Genomic DNA, 17,525 nt, shown 5'->3' with positions numbered 1-17,525 from the left:
CGTCTTGACCTTTCGCGACGTTTCCTATGCGCATTTCGGCACAGCCGGGCAAGCCGAATCAATCGGGACTAATACGCCCGCGCGCCCATGGGTAGTTGCCTTATTAGTCGCACTTTTGCAGTGCAACGCGAAATGCGTAATGAATAGCACTCCGCACAATCCCTAGGGCGGTGAGCGTCAAGTTTGCAGTGCGGTATGCCGTTTACGCATTCGAGGATCACGAGTCCTCACCGCTAATTCGTCTGAAGGAATCCGTCTGAATGTTTGCGTCAATTCGCGCACGTGTGCTCGCAGCTTGTCTCGCCATCGTCGTAGCCTCCCTGGTCGTCAACGCAGCATTGAACTTCTTCGTAGTCAATTCCCACGAAAACGACTCCATCAATAACAATCTCGTCGCGCTCGCGAACGGCCACGATGCCGGTATCGGCGAATGGGTCGAGTCGAAAACGGCCGCCGTCGCGGCGCTGCAAGACGTCACGCTTAACGCGGCCACGGCCGACCCGATTCCGACCTTCAAGCAGATCATGGCCTCGGGCGGGTTCGTCAATGTCTATGCGGGCTATGCCGACAAAACCGCCAAGTTCGGCGACCCGACGGGCGTGCCGCCCACCTACGATCCCACCGCGCGCCCGTGGTACGAGCAAGCGCAGGCCGCAGGCAAGCCCATCGTCACGGCGCCTTATGTCGATGCGGGTTCGGGCAAGCTCGTCGTCACGTTTGCGGTGCCGATCATTCGCGACGGCGCGCTCAAGGCCGTCGTGGCCGGCGACGTCAACATGGACAGCGTCATCGCGAACGTGAAGTCGATCCATCCGACGCCGGCGAGCTTCGGCTTGCTCGTGGACGGAGCGGGCGACATCGTGGCGCATCCCGACGCGAAGCTCACGCTCAAGCCCATCTCCGCGTTGATGCCGGACATGACGGCCGCGACGATCGGCGCGCTCGCCGGCGCGTCCGAACCGCTCGAAACCGATGCCGGCGGCCGCTCGGTGCTGCTGCGCGGCGCGAACGTGCCCGGCACGGATTGGACCGTCATCGTGGCGCTCGACGAGGGCGAGGCGAAGGCCGGCGTCCGCTCGTTCCTGACGACTTCGGCAATCGCGCTCGTCCTCATCGTGGCGCTCGCCGCGGCCATCGTGTCGGCCGTCACCTCGAAGGCGTTCAAGCGTCTGTCGCTCGTGCGCGATGCGATGGATGCGATCGGTTCGGGCACCGGCGATCTGACTCAGCGTCTGCCGTCCGACGGCCGTGACGAAGTGGCGCAGATCGCACGCTCGTTCAACACGTTCGTCGACAAGCTGCGCGACGTGATGCGGCAGATTCGCGACACGAGCGGGTCGGTGCGCACGGCGGCCGACGAGATCGCCGCAGGCAACCTCGATCTGTCGGGCCGGACTGAATCGGCGGCGGCGAGTCTGCAGGAAACAGCGGCGTCGATGGAGCAGATCACGTCGACCGTCACGCAGTCGGCCAGCTCGGCGCGGCAGGCCAACGATATGGCCGCGTCGGCCTCGAGCGTGGCGTCGCGCGGCGGGCAGGTCGTCTCGGAGGTGGTCTCGACGATGGGAACGATCGAATCGGCATCGGGCAAGATCGGCGACATCATCGGCGTGATCGACGGCATCGCGTTCCAGACGAACATCCTGGCGCTGAATGCGGCCGTCGAAGCGGCGCGTGCCGGCGAGCAGGGCCGCGGCTTCGCGGTGGTGGCGGGCGAGGTGCGCAGCCTGGCGCAACGTAGCGCGCAGGCCGCCAAGGAAATCAAGTCACTGATCGAATCGACGATCGACAGCGTGTCGTCGGGTTCGAGCCAGGTCAAGCGCGCGGGCGATACGATGACCGAGATCGTCTCGAACGTCTCGAGCGTCACGACGATCATGGCCGAGATCACGCATGCCGCCGACGAGCAGACGCGTGGGATTCAGGAGGTCAACCGCGCCGTGTCGCAGCTCGACGAAATGGTTCAACAGAACGCGGCGCTCGTCGAACAGTCGGCGGCAGCGGCGGCGGCGTTGCAAACGCAGGCGGTCGATCTCGCGAGCGCCGTCGGGCAGTTCAGGCTCGATTGAGCATCGGGTCGATCCGCTTCACGCGGCATCGATCGACCAGGCGCCGAGCCAATCGCGCGGCTTGGCGATGTCGTCCTGCGCGGCGATGAGCTCGAGCTCGTAGCGGCCGGCGTCGTACGTCGCCTTCAACACCGCATGCACGGCCGATACCGCGTGTTCGAACGCGGTGCGCAGCGAGTCGCCGCTCAAGCGCCGCGCGACGAACGTCGCGCTCGTGAGCTCCCCGACGCCGACCGGTTGGCGCGCGAACGGATAGCGCGGGTGCTGCGTCATCCATGCCTCGCGTTCGGTGACGACGAGCAGGTTGACGCGGTCGGCGGGGCTGTTGCGGTCGATCAACTGCTTGACGAGCACGACTTGCGGGCCGCTGCGGATGATCTCACGGCAGGCGAAGACAGCTTCGTCTACCGTTTCGATCGTGCGGCCGACGAGCTTTTGCAGCGTGTCGTGCGTCGGCGACAGGCCGTCGGCGAGGGCGGGCATCGTTTCGAGCAGATAGGCGTCGACGTTCGCGCCGGCGCCCGCGCCGATGACGGGCGTGCAAAAGTGCCAGGCTTCGGGGTTCGTTGCCTTGACGGCGCGCACGATGTCGATGACGGCTTGCGCGTGCGCCTTGGAGCCGAGATAGCCGGAGATGATCGCGTCGCAGCGCCTGAGCATGCCGATCGCGCCGATTCCTTCCACGAGTTCGCTCATCTGCGGGGCATCGATCGCGCTGCCGGCCCAATGGCCGTACTGCATGTGATTCGAGAACTGCATCGTGTCGAGCGACCAGACGTTCACGCCCAGCCGCTGCATCGGAAAGACCGACGCGCTATTGCCCGCGTGGCCGAACACGACGTGCGGTTGAATGCTCAAGACGTTTTTCATGATGAGTTCGCTCGCGTGAAGCGCGTTTCGGCGCGAATCGGCGGTACAACCGGTTGCGGCGCTTCGACGCCCCGCCGCGCGCCGCTTGCGCGGCGGCAGTCTGACATTTGCAAGATACATGAGTTGTTGCGTCGCGTCATCGGGCACCGCGCGTCGCCCGCCGTTGTGTGCGCCCGACGAAATGGCGGTGCCCGGTGCGGGCCTTAAGCGTTTTCCCGCACGCGCTGCTACAATTGCCCGTTTCCAAAGATTACAAAGCGAGCTGACGGCTTTTCCCGAGCCGATTCGACGGCGCCCACGGCGTATCGTCTCAGCGCGGTCTCAGCGCGCTTCGTGTTCGTTTAGCCTCGCATCAGACAATTAGAACGCGCGTCGCGCACGGTCCTCGAGCCGGCCCCGTGGCCCTTTGCGCGCCGTCCCCCGGCGTGCCGGCGTTTCGTTGTCTTCTTGCGCGACGCGCGAGCATCCAAGCGACACGAAGGTAGGTGGCAAGCGAGCCGCGGCAGGGCGTCGCGCCGCCCGCCGAGAAGAACGAAGGAGTAGCGAACGTGCCAGCAAGCGTTTCATCGAACGGGTTGCCCAAGCACCGCCGGCGCGCGGCGGCCGCTGGCGCGCTCGTGGCGCGTTCGACCGGCAAAGGCGGTGTGCGATGATGCTTTCGCCCGCCTCGCTTTGGGATTGGCTGCTCGTGGCGCTGTGCTGCGTGGCAACGGCGTATATCGTCATCGCGGCACTCGCGTTGCCGTCCGCGCGCAAGCTTGCCAACCGTACGCCGAGCATGGGGATGCGCCGCTGCGGCGAGCCAGTGAGCGTGCTCAAGCCGTTGTGCGGGGCCGAGCCTCGGCTTTACGAAAACCTTGCGACGTTCTGCGAGCAGACGCATGCTTGCTACCAATTGCTGTTCGGCGTGTCTTCGTCCGCCGATCCGGCCATTGCGGTCGTGCGCCGGTTGCAGGCGGCGTTCCCCGAGCGCGACATCGAACTCGTCGTCGATGCGCGCGTGCACGGGCACAACTTGAAGGTCAGCAATCTCATCAATCTCGCGGCGCGGGCGAAGTACCCGCTCATCGTGCTGGCCGATAGCGACATCGCCGTCGCACCCGATTACCTCGAAGCCGTCACGGCGCCGCTGGCCGATCCGCAAGTGGGCATCGTCACGTGCCTCTATCACGCGCAGAGCGTGGGTGGTTTCTGGACGCGCATCGGTGCGCAGTTCATCAACGAATGGTTCGCGCCGTCGGTGCGCATTGCGCATGCGGGCGGTTCGCGCAGCTTCGGATTCGGTGCGACGCTCGCGCTGCGCGGCCAGGTGCTGGCCGAGATCGGCGGTTTCGCCGTGCTCAAGGATTGCCTGGCCGACGACTACTGGCTTGCCGAATACACGCGCCAGCGCGGTATGGCGACCGTGCTCTCGGAAGTCGTCGTCGCCACGGACGTCATCGAAGCCGATTTCGGCTCGCTATGGCTGCGCGAGACGCGCTGGCTGCGCACGATCCGCTCGATCAATCCGCTCGGCTTCGCGTTCTTGTTCATCACGTTCACGTCGCCGTGGCTGCTGGCCGGTGCGCTGCTGGCCGCGCACGGCGGGGCGCCGCTGCGCGAGGCGGTGCTGGTCGCGTCGACGGCCCTCGGCGTGCTCGCGCGCGCCAGATTGCATGCCCGCGCGTCGCGCCGGCGCGGCGAGTTCTGGCGCGACCTGCCGCTCGTGCCGCTGCGCGATGCGCTCTTGGCCGCCCAATGGTTCGTCGCGGCGTTCGGCTCGCACGTGGTTTGGCGCGGCGCACGCATGCCCGTCGTGGTGCGCGTGGCCGAAGGATCGGACGGGCCTTGAGCGAACCGTATTCGTATTTCGGCGGCCGTCTCGGCGCGGCCGTCATCCTCACAACATCTGCTTCACATTACAGGTTGCCGGAGCATCATCCATGAAAACGCTGTTCTTGCAGGCCCCGTCCTATGACGGCTTCGATGGCGGAGCCGGTTCGCGCTATCAAGCCAAGCGCGAAATCCGCTCGTTCTGGTACCCGACGTGGCTTGCGCAGCCCGCGGCCCTCGTGCCCGGCAGCCGCGTGCTCGACGCGCCGGCCGATGGCCTGTCCGTGCCGGCGTCGCTCGACATCGCCAGCGAGTACGACCTCGTCATCATCCATACGAGCACGCCGTCGTTTCCGACCGACGCCCTGTTCGCGCAAGACCTGAAAAAGCGCAAGCCGTCGGTGCTGATCGGCTTGGTCGGCGCCAAGGTGGCCGTCGATCCGCACAACTCGCTCACGGCGACCGAGGCGATCGATTTCGTCTGCCGCGAAGAATTCGACTTCACCTGCAAGGAAATCGCCGAAGGCAAGCCGTTCCCGGAGATCAAGGGGTTGAGCTGGCGCGCGAAGGACGGCTCGATCGAGCACAACGAAGCGCGTCCGATCTTGGAAAACATGGACGAGTTGCCGTTCGTCGCGCCCGTCTACAAGCGCGATCTGAAGATCGACAACTACTTCATCGGCTACCTGAACTACCCGTACGTGTCGATCTATACCGGGCGCGGCTGCAAGTCGCGCTGCACGTTCTGCTTGTGGCCGCAGACGGTTAGCGGCCACCGCTATCGCACGCGCTCGGTCGCGAACGTGCTCGAGGAAGTGAAGTGGATTCGCGACAACATGCCGGAAGTGAAGGAGATCATGTTCGATGACGACACCTTCACCGACGACACGCCGCGCGCCGAGGAGATCGCGCGCGGGCTCGGCAAGCTCGGCATCACGTGGTCGTGCAACGCGAAGGCGAACGTCCCGTACGCAACGCTCAAGATCATGAAGGAAAACGGCCTGCGTCTGCTGCTGGTCGGCTATGAATCGGGCGACGACCAGATCCTCGTCAACATCAAGAAGGGCGTGCGCACGGATTTCGCACGCCGTTTCAACGCGGACTGCAAGAAGCTCGGCATCAAGATCCACGGCACGTTCATCCTCGGCTTGCCCGGCGAGACCGAGGAGACGATACGCAAGACGATCGAGTACGCGAAAGAGATCAATCCACACACGATCCAGGTTTCGCTCGCCGCGCCTTATCCCGGCACGACGCTCTACAAGCAAGCCGTCGAAAACGGCTGGCTCGAAGAGAACAAGGTCATCAACCTCGTCAGCAAGGAAGGCGTGCAGCTCGCGGCGATCGGCTACCCGCATCTGTCGCGCGAGCAGATCTATCACAACCTCGAGGCGTTCTATAAGGAGTTCTACTTCCGTCCCTCGAAGATCTGGGAGATCGTGCGCGAGATGCTGACGAGCTGGGACATGATGAAGCGGCGCCTGCGCGAAGGCGTCGAGTTCTTCCGCTTCCTGCGCGCGCACGAGGCCTAAGAACGTGAAGCCCCCGGGCCGTCGTGGCCTCATCGTCACCGCGGACGATTTTGGTTTGCATCCGCGTGTGAACGCGGGTATCGAGCGCGCGCATCGGGACGGGGTGCTCAAGGCGGCGAGCTTGATGGTCGGCGCGCCGGCGGCGCAAGACGCCGTCGAGCGCGCGCGTGCGCTGCCGAACCTGCGTGTGGGGCTGCATCTCGTGCTGGCCGATGGGCCGGCGACGCTGCCGGCTGAACGGATTCCCGCTCTCGTCGGTGCCGACGGCCGTTTCGGCGATGCGATGGTGCGCGACGGTTTTCGTTTCTTCTTCCTGCCGGCCGTGCGCGAAGCGCTCGCGCGCGAGATCCGCGCTCAGTTCGAGGCGTTCGCCCAAACGCGCTTGCCGCTCGATCACGTCAACGCCCACAAACACTTCCATCTGCATCCGACCGTTCTCTCGCTCGTGCTGTCGATCGGTCGCGAGTTTGGGTTGCGCGCCGTGCGGCTGCCGTTCGAGGCGCATGCGCCGTGGTGGCTCAGGCCTTGGATCGGGCTCATGCGGGCGCGGCTCGCGCGCGCCGGCATCGCTTACAACGACTACGTCGTCGGTATCGAGCATACGGGCGGCATGGACGAAGCTGCGATGCTCGATGCGCTCGCGCGGATGCCGGCCGACGGGGTCGGGGAGATTTATTGCCATCCGGCCGTGGCGGGCGCAGCGGGCGAGGGGCCGATCACGGCCTCGATGCATGCCTATCGCCACGCCGACGAACTCGACGCGCTGCTTTCGCCGCGCGTGGCTGCGGCGATTGCGGCGGCGGGGCGCCCGTGCGGCGGGTTCTGCGATGTGTTCGCCGATCGCTTCCGCGACGACGCCGACGTGCGCGGCCCAGCCGATGCGCACCATCAACGCGACGCCGCGCGAGGCGGGGCGCCGCTATGACGAAATGGCTCAAGTGGGCCGGCTGGCCACTCGGCATTGCGATCTTCATTGCGCTCGTCGTGCGCGATGGGGCGGGCGATGTCGTCCACGTCATCGGCCAGGCCGGTTTCGCGCTGCTCTGGCTCGTGCCGTTCCATGCGCTCCCGCTCTTGCTCGACGCCTGCGGTTGGCGCACGCTGCTGCGTGGGCGCGCACCGCTCGCGTTCCTCTGGTGGGTCGCCACCGTGCGGGAGGCCGTGAGCCGCCTGCTGCCTGTGCTCGCAGTGGGGGGCGAGATCGTCGGCATTCGGCTCGCGCGCTGGCGCGTGCGCGATGCAAGCCGCGTGAGCGCGTCGGTGATCGTCGAGGTGCTCGTCACGATTGCCGTGCAATACGCGTTTTCCGCACTCGGCGTCGTCCTGATCCTCGCGGCGACGGGGGGCGACCACGCGAAGACGATTGCGCTCGCACTCGTGCTGTCGCTGCCGCTGCCCGTGATTACCGCGCTGCTGCTACGGCGCGGCGGCGTGTTCCGAGCGATCGAGCGATTCGCGGCGCGCGCGCTCGGCAGCGAGCACCGCTTTTTGCAAGGCATCGACGGCGCGCGGCTCGATGCCGAAATCGATGCGCTGATGACGCGCACAGGTGTGCTTCTCCAAGCATTCGTCTGGCAGTTCGCCGGCTACCTCGTCGGAGCACTCGAGACCTACTGGGCGTTGGCGCTGCTCGGTCATCCCGTGTCCGCCGGCGGCGCCATTGCCATCGAAGCGCTGACACAAGCCGTGCGGCATGCGGCGTTCATGGTGCCCGCGGGTCTGGGCGTGCAGGAAGCCGCCGTCGTCCTGCTCGCGCAGATGTTCGGTGTCGATCGCGAGGTAGGGCTCTCGCTCGCGCTCGTCAAGCGGATGCGCGAGGTCCTCTTCGGATGCATGGCGCTCGGCTCTTGGCAGCTTGCCGAGATGGTGCGCGCACGCCGGCACGCTCATGCGCCGGCCGTGTCGTCGTTGCAGCCGGCGCAAGCCGCGGGTGCGCGAGGGCAGCGCGCGAGCGCATTCGACGAAATGCGGGACGAGGCACAGGACGCAGCGCATAACGAAGCGCATCACGCCGATCTGGTTCGGTGAAAATTGCGCGTCCGTGCGGCCGCGCACGCACGCATCCGGCTTGATCCCTGGGCGTTCCCTATGGGTGTAAACACGCTTTGTCGCCCGGCGGTATCTCGTCCTACATTACAAGCACCGGACACGTCATATCGAATTAGACCGACACGGATTGAAGGCCAGACGACGCAGCGCAGCGCCGGCTACGGGGGGCGATCGAACGCTTAAGTGCATGGCACGAGCGGGCGGACGCAAGCCAAAGACGCAGCGCGAGGGACGGACGTCGTTCTGCCCGTGCCCGGCTTGTTTTGCCGACGCTTCTTGCGTCGCGCGCCATGATGGTTGCCGGCCGTTCACTGCGAGTGACGGCCGGTTCTGTTTTTGGGGGCCTCGATTTCTGGTTGCCCCGACTCCAGCGGTCTCATCAAATCCCAATACGCCGGCGCGGGTCCGAATATCGAAAAAGCGACGCGAAATGTGCGCAATCGCCCCACCGCGCCCGCGTCGCTAGCCCATGCTCGTTTTCCTGCGGTGCCGCATCCGAGCGCGTCTGCTGCACGGCGTGTGTAATGTTGCATCGCAACAATAAAACTCCGAATATTTGAACAAAACAATTTCGCTTGCGACTATCCGCGCCAGGCGAAAAACCGGCGAGTTGCGCGACAAGACGCGGCGGCCGGCGGGCCGTGCGGCGGGGGCTCGGCTCGCGCTTTCGCCTTGAACCGTCGCTCGCCGCCGCGACGGCAAGCAATCCCATTCAAAGATGGAGACGCCCGTGTTCCTCTACGGCTTCGGCCCGATTCTTCTCGCCGGCACGATCCAAACGATCGAGCTGTCGGTGCTCTCGCTTGCGGTCTCGGTGCTGCTCGGGCTCATCGGCGCAGTGGCAAAGCTCTCGCGCAATCGCGCTGTTGCCGGCGCGGCGACGCTCTATACCACGCTGATCCGCTCGGTGCCCGATCTCGTGCTGATGCTGCTGCTGTTCTACAGCATTCAGATCGCCGTCAATCAAATGACCGATGCGCTCGGCATCGATCAGATCGACATCGATCCATTTGCGGCGGGCGTGCTGACGCTCGGGTTCATCTACGGTGCCTATTTCACGGAGACGTTTCGCGGCGCGTTTCTCGCGGTGCCACGCGGTCAACTGGAAGCGGGCAGTGCTTACGGCATGAGCAGCAAGCGGGTGTTCATGCGCATCCTGTTTCCGCAGATGATGCGCTTCGCGCTGCCCGGCATCGGCAACAACTGGCAGGTGCTCGTGAAGGCGACGGCGCTCGTGTCGATCATCGGTCTCGCCGACGTCGTCAAGGCCGCGCAAGATGCCGGCAAGAGCACGTTCAACATGTTTTTCTTCATTCTCGTCGCGGCGTTGATCTATCTGGCGATCACGAGCGCATCGAACGTCGTCCTGATCTGGCTGGACAAGCGCTATTCCATCGGCGTGCGGCACGCGGAACTCTGACGGGAGCCTGGGCAATGATCGAAATCCTCTCGCAATACGGCCGCGCGTTTCTCTACTACGACGGGCAGGGGCTCTCGGGGCTCGCCGTGACGCTGTGGCTGCTCGTGGTTTCGCTAGCGATCGGCTTGTGCATGGCCGTGCCGCTCGCCGTGGCCCGCGTGTCGAAAAACCGCTGGCTGTCCACGCCCGTGCGCTGCTACACCTACGTGTTTCGCGGCACGCCGCTCTACGTGCAGTTGCTGCTGATCTATAGCGGCGTCTACAGCCTCGAGTTCGTGCGTGCGCACGCCGTGCTGAACGAGTTCTTCCGCAGCGGCCTGCATTGCGCGATCCTCGCTTTCGGGCTCAATACGGGGGCTTACACGACGGAGATCTTCGCCGGGGCGATTCGCGCCATCTCGCACGGCGAGGTCGAGGCGGCACGCGCGTACGGCATGAGCAAATGGACGATGTACCGCCGCGTCATTCTGCCCTCGGCGCTGCGCCGGGCGTTGCCGTTGTACAGTAACGAGGTCATTCTGATGCTGCATGCGACGACGGTTGCCTTCACGGCGACGGTGCCCGACGTGCTGAAAGTCGCCCGCGACGCCAATTCGGCCACCTACATGTCGTTCCAAGCCTTCGGCGTGGCCGCGCTCATCTATCTTGCGGTATCGTTCGCACTCGTCGCGGCGTTCAGGCGTGCCGAGAAACACTGGCTTGCGTACCTGGCCGTGGGCCGCTGATTCAAACGCCATCGATTCATACGGGAGAGCATGGTGCTCCAAGCGACTTCTCAATCCGCCGCCGTCAAGCTCGCGGCGCTCGACATCCACAAGCGCTACGGCGACAACGAGGTGCTCAAGGGCGTCACGCTCACGGCGAAGGCCGGCGACGTGATCAGCATCATCGGCGCGAGCGGCTCGGGCAAGAGCACGTTCCTGCGCTGCATCAACTTTCTCGAACGGCCCAACGCGGGCAGCATCGTCGTCGACGGCGAAACGGTGCGCACGAAAGCCGATCGCGCCGGCAATCTCGAAGTGGCCGATCACAAGCAACTGCAGCGCATCCGCACGAAGCTGTCGATGGTGTTCCAGCACTTCAATCTCTGGGCGCACATGAACGTGCTCGAGAACGTCGTCGAGGCGCCCGTGCACGTGCTCGGGTTGTCCAAGCGGGAAGGCGAGGAGCGGGCCCGCATGTACTTGGAGAAGGTCGGCCTCGCGCCGCGGCTCGAGAAGCAGTATCCGTCGCATCTGTCGGGCGGGCAGCAGCAGCGCGTCGCCATTGCCCGCGCATTGTCCATGAACCCCGACGTGATGCTCTTCGACGAGCCCACCTCCGCGCTCGATCCCGAACTCGTCGGCGAGGTGCTCAAGGTCATGCAGAAGCTGGCCGAAGAGGGGCGCACGATGGTCGTCGTCACGCACGAGATGGGATTCGCGCGCAATGTCTCCAATCACGTGATGTTTCTGCATCAAGGGCGTACCGAGGAAGAGGGCGATCCGGCCGTCGTGCTGGCGCAGCCAAACAGCGAGCGCCTGAAGCAGTTTCTCTCGGGCAGCTTGAAGTAACGGCATGCAAGGCAGGGCGAACGAAGGGCTTGGACTTGGCCCGCCGGGCGAGCGCGCCGCAGGGTGCGGGGGCTGACCGATGGCACGCGTGCAAGCGGGGCAAGGGGGGCAAGCGGGGCCGGCCAAGACGACGCAGGTGGCGATCGTCGTGCTGCCGCCCGTCTCGATGTCGGGCGTCGCCCCGATCGTCGACGCGCTGCGGCTCGCGAACGACATCGACGGGCGCGCGCTCTATCGTTGGCAGATCCTTTCGTGGGACGGCCGCGCCGTGCCGCTCGCCGGCGGCGCGACGCTGCCGGCCGACGACGCGTTCGGCGACGGCATCGCGTGCGACTGGCTCATCGTGGTGGCCGAGCGCTTTCAGCAGTTCGCCGATTACCGCTTGTTCCTGGCGAGTCTTGCGCGCGTCGGGCCGCGCACGCCGCTCGTCACGGGCATCCATCATGGCGTGTGGTGGCTTGCAATGGCAGGGCAGCTCTCGGGCTACCGCGTGAGCGTCAATTGGGAGACCTATCAGCAATTTGCCGAGCAGTTCGAGCGTTCGATCGTCACCCAACAGATTTTCGAAATCGATCGCGATCGCGCCACATGCGCGGGCGGCATGGCCAGCGTCGACTTCATGTTGGCGATGATCGCGCGCGAGCATGGCCCCGAACTGGCCGAGCGCATCGCGGACGCGTTTGGCGTGGGGGCGCTGCGTCCCGGCGAAGCGCGTCAGCGCATTCCGTACGTGACGGCGCCCGGCGAACGGCATCCGCGGCTGAACGACGCGCTGCTGCTGATGGAGGCGAACATCGAAGACCCGTTGACGACCGACGAGATCGCCAATCTCGTCGGCATATCGCGCCGGCAACTCGAGCGGCTCTTCCGTCAGTATCTTGGCTCGATGCCGTCGAAGTATTACCTCGGCCTGCGGCTCTCCAAAGCGCGCATGCAACTGCAGCGCACGAGCAAATCGATCGTACAGGTGAGCCTTGCATGCGGTTTTTCGTCGGCGGCTCATTTCTCGAACGCGTACCGCGAGCGCTTCGGCGTGACGCCGCGCGAGGAACGCCGCAACTGGATCGCCAAGCAGCACGGGGCAGGCGTGGCTTATGCGGGCGAGCCGCGTGCGGGGGCCATGATCGAGCCGCCCGATTGACCGATGGGCATCCGCTGGATGCCTGACGATCTCACGCCCGACGAACGCGATAGATCGCGTCGCGCTCAAGCAAGACGCCGCGACGATCGTTTTCTACACTAATGGTTATTGCCCCCTGACGGGGCCTGGCGCTAAGCGACGGGTCCTGGGGTGCCCACCTACTCGACGAGGACCCGCCATGAACGATTTCGCTGTGAACCGCCAGACTTTCGACGAAGTCATGGTGCCGGTATTCTCGCCCGCGCCCTTCGTGCCGGTGCGCGGCGAAGGTTCGCGCATCTGGGATACCGAGGGCCGTGACTATGTCGATTTCACGGGCGGCATCGCCGTGACGGGCCTGGGCCACGCGCACCCCGAGCTCGTGCGGGTGCTGCGCGAGCAGGGCGAAACGCTTTGGCACGTGAGCAACGCCTATACGAACGAGCCCGTGTTGCGCCTGGCCAAGCGGCTCGAATCGCTGACGTTTGCCGATCGCGCGTTCTTCGCCAATTCGGGCGCGGAGGCGAACGAAGCCGCGCTCAAGCTCGCGCGCCGCGTCGCGATCGAGCGGCACGGCCCGGAAAAGATCGAAATCGTCTCGTTCAAGCAATCGTTCCACGGCCGCACGTTCTTCACGGTCAGCGTGGGCGGTCAGCCCAAGTACGCCGAGGGCTTCGGCCCCGTGCCCGCCGGTGTCGTGCACCTGCCCTACAACGACATCGAGGCGGCACGCGCCGCGATCGGTCCCAAGACCTGCGCCGTCATCGTCGAGCCGATGCAGGGCGAGGGCGGCGTCATTCCCGGCGATCCGGCGTTCTTACGTGCGCTGCGCGAGGCGTGCGACGCCCACGGCGCACTGCTGATCTTCGACGAAGTGCAGACGGGCGTCGGCCGCACGGGCTTCTTCTACGCCTACATGGACACGGGCGTGACGCCCGACATCCTGACGAGCGCCAAAGCGCTCGGCAACGGCTTCCCGATCGGTGCGATGCTGACGCGAGCGGACATCGCCGCTCACTTCAAAGTCGGCGTGCACGGCACGACCTACGGCGGCAATCCGCTCGGCGCGGCCGTGGCCGACAAGGTCGTCGAGCTCGTCAGCGACCCGGCGCTGCTCGAAGGCGTCAAGCGCCGCGGCGCGCAGATCACGGCCAAGCTCGGCGAGCTCGACCAACGTTTCAATTTGTTCAAGGAAGTACGGGGCAAGGGGCTTTTGATCGGCGCCGAACTGACGGCCTCCTACGAAGGCCGCGCTAAGGATTTCGTCAATGCCGCGGCCGCGCACGGCGTCATGCTGCTGATCGCGGGGCCGAACGTGCTGCGCTTCGCGCCTTCGCTCGTGATTCCCGAGGCCGATCTGAACGAGGGGTTCGCGCGTCTGACGAAGGCGATCGAAGCCGTCATCGGCGCGGCGGCTGATGAACACGCTCGCTAAGCGCACATCGTAGAAGGAACGACCATGCTCTTCGTCCGTCCAGGAAGGCTTTCCGATCTCGACACGCTCGCGCGAATGGCGCATGCGGCGCGCCCCGTGCTGCATTCGCTGCCGCACGACAGGCGCGAACTCGAAGCGCGCGTCGCGCTGTCGGAGGATTCGTTTCGTGCCGATGTCGATTTTCCGGGCGAGGAGTTCTATCTCTTCGTGCTCGAGGACAGCGCGACGGGCAAGCTGCTCGGCACGGCCAGCATCGTGGCCGCCGCCGGTTACGCCGAGCCGTTCCACGTGTTCCGCAACGACGCGTTGATTCACGCGTCGCGCGAGCTGCACGTCAATCGCAAGATTCACGCGTTGACGATGTCGCACGAGTTGACGGGCAAGAGTCGGCTCGCGGGCTTTTACATCGATCGCTCGGCGAGCGGGGTGGGCGACGCCGCGGCGCAATTGCTCTCGCGCGCGCGGATGATGTACATCGCGGCGAATCGGCGGCGCTTCACGCCCGAAGTGTTTTCGCTGCTGCTCGGCGTGACGGACGAAGCTGGTACGTCGCCGTTCTGGGAGGCCGTGGGCCGCAAGTTCTTCGGCCGCGATTTCGCGCAGATCGAAATCGCCTCGGGGGGGCGCAGCCGAACCTTTATCGCCGAAGTCATGCCGACCTATCCGCTGTACGTGCCGCTGCTGCCCGAACAGGCGCAGCGCGTGATCGGCGAGCCGAACGAGAAGGCGCTGCTTTCGTACGACATTCATCTCGAGGAAGGCTTCGAGCCCGATCGTTTCGTCGACATCTTCGATGCGGGGCCGGTGCTGGCGGCTCAGGTCGACCGCAGCGCTTGCGTCACGTTCAACGAGACGCGCACGGTGCGCGAATCGAGCGCGAGCGCGGCGGCGGCCGAGGGCGCTCGGGCCTACCTCGTGTCGAGCCACCGCGACGGCGAGTTCCGCTGCGTGCTGGCCGAGCTGCCGAGCGAGCGCTCGCTCGCGGCGCCGCTCGACGGTTCTGCGCGCGCGGCGCTAGACGTCGTGCATGGCGACACGGTGCGCTGCGTGCCGCTGCATCGCGGCGCCTTTCACGCGGAAGAGGGGGAGGCGGACGATGCCTACCTTCGATCGATTTCGACTCATCAATCGGGAGATCGGCGATGATCGTCGTTCGCGCCGTCAAGACGGACGACCTCGACGCGCTCGAGTCGCTCGCGCAGGAAACGGGCCCCGGGCTCACGACGTTCAAACCCGATCGCGACGCGCTGTGCGCGCGAATCGAGCGGGCCAAGCGGACGATGGAAGGGCGCGCGGCGCCGCACGAGGCCGGCTACTTCTTCGTGATGGAAGACACCGCGACGCACGACGTGGCAGGCGTATGCGGCATCGAGGCGCAGGTCGGGCTCGCGCAGCCGTTCTACAACTATCGCGTGAGCACGGTCGTGCATGCGAGCCAGGAGCTCGGCGTTTGGACCAAGATGTCGCTGCTCAACATCTCGCACGACCTGACGGGCTATGCCGAGGTCTGCTCGCTGTTCTTGTCCCCGCGTTATCGGGCGCATGGCGTGGGCGGTTTGCTGTCGCGCTCGCGCTTCATGTTCATGGCGCAGTTTCGCGAGTGCTTTCCCGAGCGGCTTTGCGCCGAGCTGCGGGGCCACTTCGATGCCGACGGCACCTCGCCGTTCTGGCGCGCGGTCGGTTCGCACTTCTACCAGATCGATTTCAACGCGGCCGACTATCTCAGCGCGCACGGACGCAAGTCGTTCCTCGCCGAGCTGATGCCGCGCTATCCCGTCTACGCCGATTTGCTGCCGAGCGAGGCGCAAGCCGTGATCGGGCTCACGCACCACGACACGGCGCCTGCGCGCAAGATGCTCGAAGCCGAAGGGCTCCGGTATCAGAACCACGTCGACATCTTCGACGCGGGCCCCGTGCTCGAATGCCACATCAACGACCTGCGCACCGTGCGCGAGAGCGTGCTCGCACCGGTGGTGATCGGCGGGGCCGGCAGCATAGACGGCGCACGCTCGCTCGTCTCGAACACGTCGTTGGCGGGTTTTCGCGTCGGCGTTGCGCCGGGTGTCGTCCTGGACGGCGCGATGCGCCTGTCGGCCGACGATGCCGCGGCGCTCGAGGTACGCGAAGGCGATCTCGTGCGCGTGCTGGCGCTGAGCAAACGGAATCAGTAACCAACGAGCAAACATGAGCGAACTCTTTATCGACGGGCAATGGTGCGAGGCCGGCGGTCCGGCCTTCGTTTCGCGCAACCCGGGCACGGGCGCGGTCGTGTGGGAAGGCAAGAGCGCGTCGATGCCCGACGTCGAGCGCGCGGTTGCGAGTGCGCGCCGCGCGTTCGTCGAGTGGTCGGCGCTGCCGTTCGACGCACGCATCGAGATCGTGCGCCGTTTCGCGGCGTTGCTGATCGAGCGCAAGGAACTGCTCGCGCACGCGATCGGGCGCGAAACGGGCAAGCCGCTCTGGGAGGCGCGCACCGAAGTTGCAGCGATGGCGGCGAAAGTCGAGATCTCGATCACGGCTTATCACGAGCGCACGGGCGAGCGGCGCATGCCGATGGCGGACGGCACGGCCGTGCTGCGGCATCGTCCGCACGGTGTCGTGGCCGTTTTCGGGCCATACAATTTTCCGGGCCACTTGCCGAACGGCCACATCGTGCCAGCACTGATCGCGGGCAATACTGTCGTGTTCAAGCCGTCCGAGCTCGCGCCCGACGTGGCACGCGCGACCGTCCAAGCGTGGCGCGAGGCCGGCTTGCCGGCGGGCGTGCTCAATCTCGTGCAGGGCGAAAAGGACACGGGCGTCGCGCTGGCCAATCATCGCTTGATCGACGGGCTCTTCTTCACCGGTAGTTCGGATACCGGCACGCTGCTGCACAAACAGTTCGGCGGCCGGCCCGAGATCGTCCTCGCGCTCGAGATGGGCGGCAACAATCCGCTCATCGTGGCTGACGTCGAAGATGTCGATGCGGCCGTTCATCACACGATTCAATCGGCGTATCTGTCGGCAGGGCAGCGCTGCACCTGCGCGCGCCGGATCTTCGTGCCGAGCGACGCGTTCGGCGATCGCTTCCTTGCGCGCTTGACCGAAGTCACGTCGCGCATCGCCTATGGGCTTTACGACGCCGATCCGCAGCCGTTCATGGGTGCGGTCGTCTCGGCGCGGGCGGCATCGCGGCTGGTTGCCGCGCAGGAACGGCTCGCCGCCGCGGGCGCGCGCGCGTTGTTGCCGATGGCGCAGCGCGACGAGCGCCTCGGCTTCGTGAGCCCGGCGATCCTCGATGTGACCGACGTGCACGATGTGCCCGACGAGGAGCACTTTGGGCCGCTTGCGCAGGTCGTTCGCTATACCGATTTCGACGAAGCGATCGCACGCGCGAACGATACCGCCTACGGTTTGTCGGCGGGCCTGCTTGCCGACGACGAGGCACGATGGACGCAGTTTCATCGCACGATACGCGCGGGTATCGTCAACTGGAATCGTCCGACGAACGGGGCATCCTCGGCGGCGCCGTTCGGCGGCACGGGCCGCTCGGGCAATCATCGGCCGAGCGCGTACTACGCCGCCGACTATTGCGCTTATCCGATGGCCTCGGTCGAAAGCGCGCAACTCACGATGCCCGCGAGCGTCTCGCCGGGTCTTCAATTCTAACGATCGGGCAGGGATCG

General features: G+C 65.8%; 14 protein-coding genes. 13 read left to right on the top strand and 1 reads right to left on the bottom strand.

The genetic code is table 11. The features are described 5' to 3' along the window. The first annotated feature begins 260 nt into the window (after nt 1-260). Nucleotides 261-2,069: a methyl-accepting chemotaxis protein gene (locus J3485_RS12445; RefSeq protein ID WP_206952766.1), complete on the top strand. Its 1,809-nt coding sequence runs from the start codon at nt 261-263 to the stop codon at nt 2,067-2,069. Nucleotides 2,070-2,087: 18 nt separating this feature from the next. Here J3485_RS12445 and pdxY read toward each other — a convergent pair whose 3' ends face one another. Then, a complete protein-coding gene (gene pdxY / locus J3485_RS12440) occupies nt 2,088-2,939 on the bottom strand; it encodes a pyridoxal kinase PdxY (protein ID WP_206952764.1) in 852 nt (283 codons plus the stop codon). Between the two features lie 652 nt (nt 2,940-3,591). On the opposite strand from pdxY, the gene hpnI reads away from it, so the two are divergent. The 12 genes from hpnI to astD all read left to right on the top strand — a co-directional run bounded on the left by hpnI (nt 3,592) and on the right by astD (nt 17,508). After that, a complete protein-coding gene (gene hpnI / locus J3485_RS12435) occupies nt 3,592-4,770 on the top strand; it encodes a bacteriohopanetetrol glucosamine biosynthesis glycosyltransferase HpnI (RefSeq protein WP_206955786.1) in 1,179 nt (392 codons plus the stop codon). A 91-nt stretch (nt 4,771-4,861) separates the two neighbouring features. Next, complete coding sequence (gene hpnJ / locus J3485_RS12430) at nt 4,862-6,283, top strand: hopanoid biosynthesis associated radical SAM protein HpnJ (RefSeq protein ID WP_206952762.1); 1,422 nt, start codon at nt 4,862-4,864, stop codon at nt 6,281-6,283. Between the two features lie 4 nt (nt 6,284-6,287). After that, nucleotides 6,288-7,208, top strand: coding sequence for a hopanoid biosynthesis-associated protein HpnK (gene hpnK, locus J3485_RS12425; RefSeq protein WP_206952760.1), 921 nt, complete (start codon nt 6,288-6,290; stop codon nt 7,206-7,208). After that, nucleotides 7,205-8,311 carry a lysylphosphatidylglycerol synthase domain-containing protein gene (locus J3485_RS12420; protein ID WP_206952758.1) on the top strand — a complete coding sequence of 369 codons (1,107 nt, stop codon included), beginning with the start codon at nt 7,205-7,207 and terminating at the stop codon, nt 8,309-8,311. The genes hpnK and J3485_RS12420 overlap by 4 nt, the downstream gene beginning before the upstream one ends. Nucleotides 8,312-9,062: 751 nt before the next feature. Further along, nucleotides 9,063-9,752 (top strand): ABC transporter permease, encoded by a 690-nt coding sequence (locus J3485_RS12415; RefSeq protein WP_206955785.1) that lies wholly within the window; start codon nt 9,063-9,065, stop codon nt 9,750-9,752. 14 nt (nt 9,753-9,766) lie between these two features. Further along, nucleotides 9,767-10,477, top strand: a complete 711-nt coding sequence (locus tag J3485_RS12410) for an ABC transporter permease (protein WP_206952756.1) — start codon at nt 9,767-9,769, stop codon at nt 10,475-10,477. Between the two features lie 30 nt (nt 10,478-10,507). Then, on the top strand, nt 10,508-11,305 hold the full coding sequence (locus tag J3485_RS12405; RefSeq protein ID WP_206952755.1) for an ABC transporter ATP-binding protein: 798 nt from the start codon (nt 10,508-10,510) through the stop codon (nt 11,303-11,305). A 79-nt stretch (nt 11,306-11,384) separates the two neighbouring features. Further along, nucleotides 11,385-12,446: a GlxA family transcriptional regulator gene (locus tag J3485_RS12400; RefSeq protein WP_206952753.1), complete on the top strand. Its 1,062-nt coding sequence runs from the start codon at nt 11,385-11,387 to the stop codon at nt 12,444-12,446. 178 nt (nt 12,447-12,624) lie between these two features. Next, nucleotides 12,625-13,860: an aspartate aminotransferase family protein gene (locus J3485_RS12395; RefSeq protein ID WP_206952751.1), complete on the top strand. Its 1,236-nt coding sequence runs from the start codon at nt 12,625-12,627 to the stop codon at nt 13,858-13,860. A gap of 24 nt (nt 13,861-13,884) precedes the next feature. Then, nucleotides 13,885-15,006 carry an arginine/ornithine succinyltransferase subunit alpha gene (gene aruF, locus J3485_RS12390; protein WP_206952749.1) on the top strand — a complete coding sequence of 374 codons (1,122 nt, stop codon included), beginning with the start codon at nt 13,885-13,887 and terminating at the stop codon, nt 15,004-15,006. Continuing rightward, nucleotides 15,003-16,031: an arginine N-succinyltransferase gene (gene astA, locus J3485_RS12385; protein WP_206952747.1), complete on the top strand. Its 1,029-nt coding sequence runs from the start codon at nt 15,003-15,005 to the stop codon at nt 16,029-16,031. The genes aruF and astA overlap by 4 nt, the downstream gene beginning before the upstream one ends. Before the next feature lie 13 nt (nt 16,032-16,044). After that, entirely contained in the window at nt 16,045-17,508 is a 1,464-nt protein-coding gene (astD, locus tag J3485_RS12380; RefSeq protein ID WP_206952746.1) for a succinylglutamate-semialdehyde dehydrogenase, read from the top strand. Nucleotides 17,509-17,525 lie beyond the last annotated feature (17 nt).

Source organism: Trinickia acidisoli, from assembly GCF_017315725.1.
GTDB classification, from domain to species: Bacteria; Pseudomonadota; Gammaproteobacteria; order Burkholderiales; family Burkholderiaceae; genus Trinickia; species Trinickia acidisoli.
Note: the sequence above shows the minus strand (reverse complement) of the source record. Positions and strands in the feature narration are given on the sequence as shown.

Excerpts from the sequence above, each read along its gene's own strand:
- J3485_RS12445 (WP_206952766.1), top strand. The coding sequence starts at position 261 with ATGTTTGCGTCAATTCGCGCACGTGTGCTCGCAGCTTGTCTCGCCATC.
- pdxY (WP_206952764.1), bottom strand. The coding sequence starts at position 2,939 with ATGAAAAACGTCTTGAGCATTCAACCGCACGTCGTGTTCGGCCACGCG.
- hpnI (WP_206955786.1), top strand. The coding sequence starts at position 3,592 with ATGCTTTCGCCCGCCTCGCTTTGGGATTGGCTGCTCGTGGCGCTGTGC.
- hpnJ (WP_206952762.1), top strand. The coding sequence starts at position 4,862 with ATGAAAACGCTGTTCTTGCAGGCCCCGTCCTATGACGGCTTCGATGGC.
- J3485_RS12420 (WP_206952758.1), top strand. The coding sequence starts at position 7,205 with ATGACGAAATGGCTCAAGTGGGCCGGCTGGCCACTCGGCATTGCGATC.
- J3485_RS12410 (WP_206952756.1), top strand. The coding sequence starts at position 9,767 with ATGATCGAAATCCTCTCGCAATACGGCCGCGCGTTTCTCTACTACGAC.
- J3485_RS12405 (WP_206952755.1), top strand. The coding sequence starts at position 10,508 with ATGGTGCTCCAAGCGACTTCTCAATCCGCCGCCGTCAAGCTCGCGGCG.
- J3485_RS12400 (WP_206952753.1), top strand. The coding sequence starts at position 11,385 with ATGGCACGCGTGCAAGCGGGGCAAGGGGGGCAAGCGGGGCCGGCCAAG.
- J3485_RS12395 (WP_206952751.1), top strand. The coding sequence starts at position 12,625 with ATGAACGATTTCGCTGTGAACCGCCAGACTTTCGACGAAGTCATGGTG.
- aruF (WP_206952749.1), top strand. The coding sequence starts at position 13,885 with ATGCTCTTCGTCCGTCCAGGAAGGCTTTCCGATCTCGACACGCTCGCG.
- astA (WP_206952747.1), top strand. The coding sequence starts at position 15,003 with ATGATCGTCGTTCGCGCCGTCAAGACGGACGACCTCGACGCGCTCGAG.
- astD (WP_206952746.1), top strand. The coding sequence starts at position 16,045 with ATGAGCGAACTCTTTATCGACGGGCAATGGTGCGAGGCCGGCGGTCCG.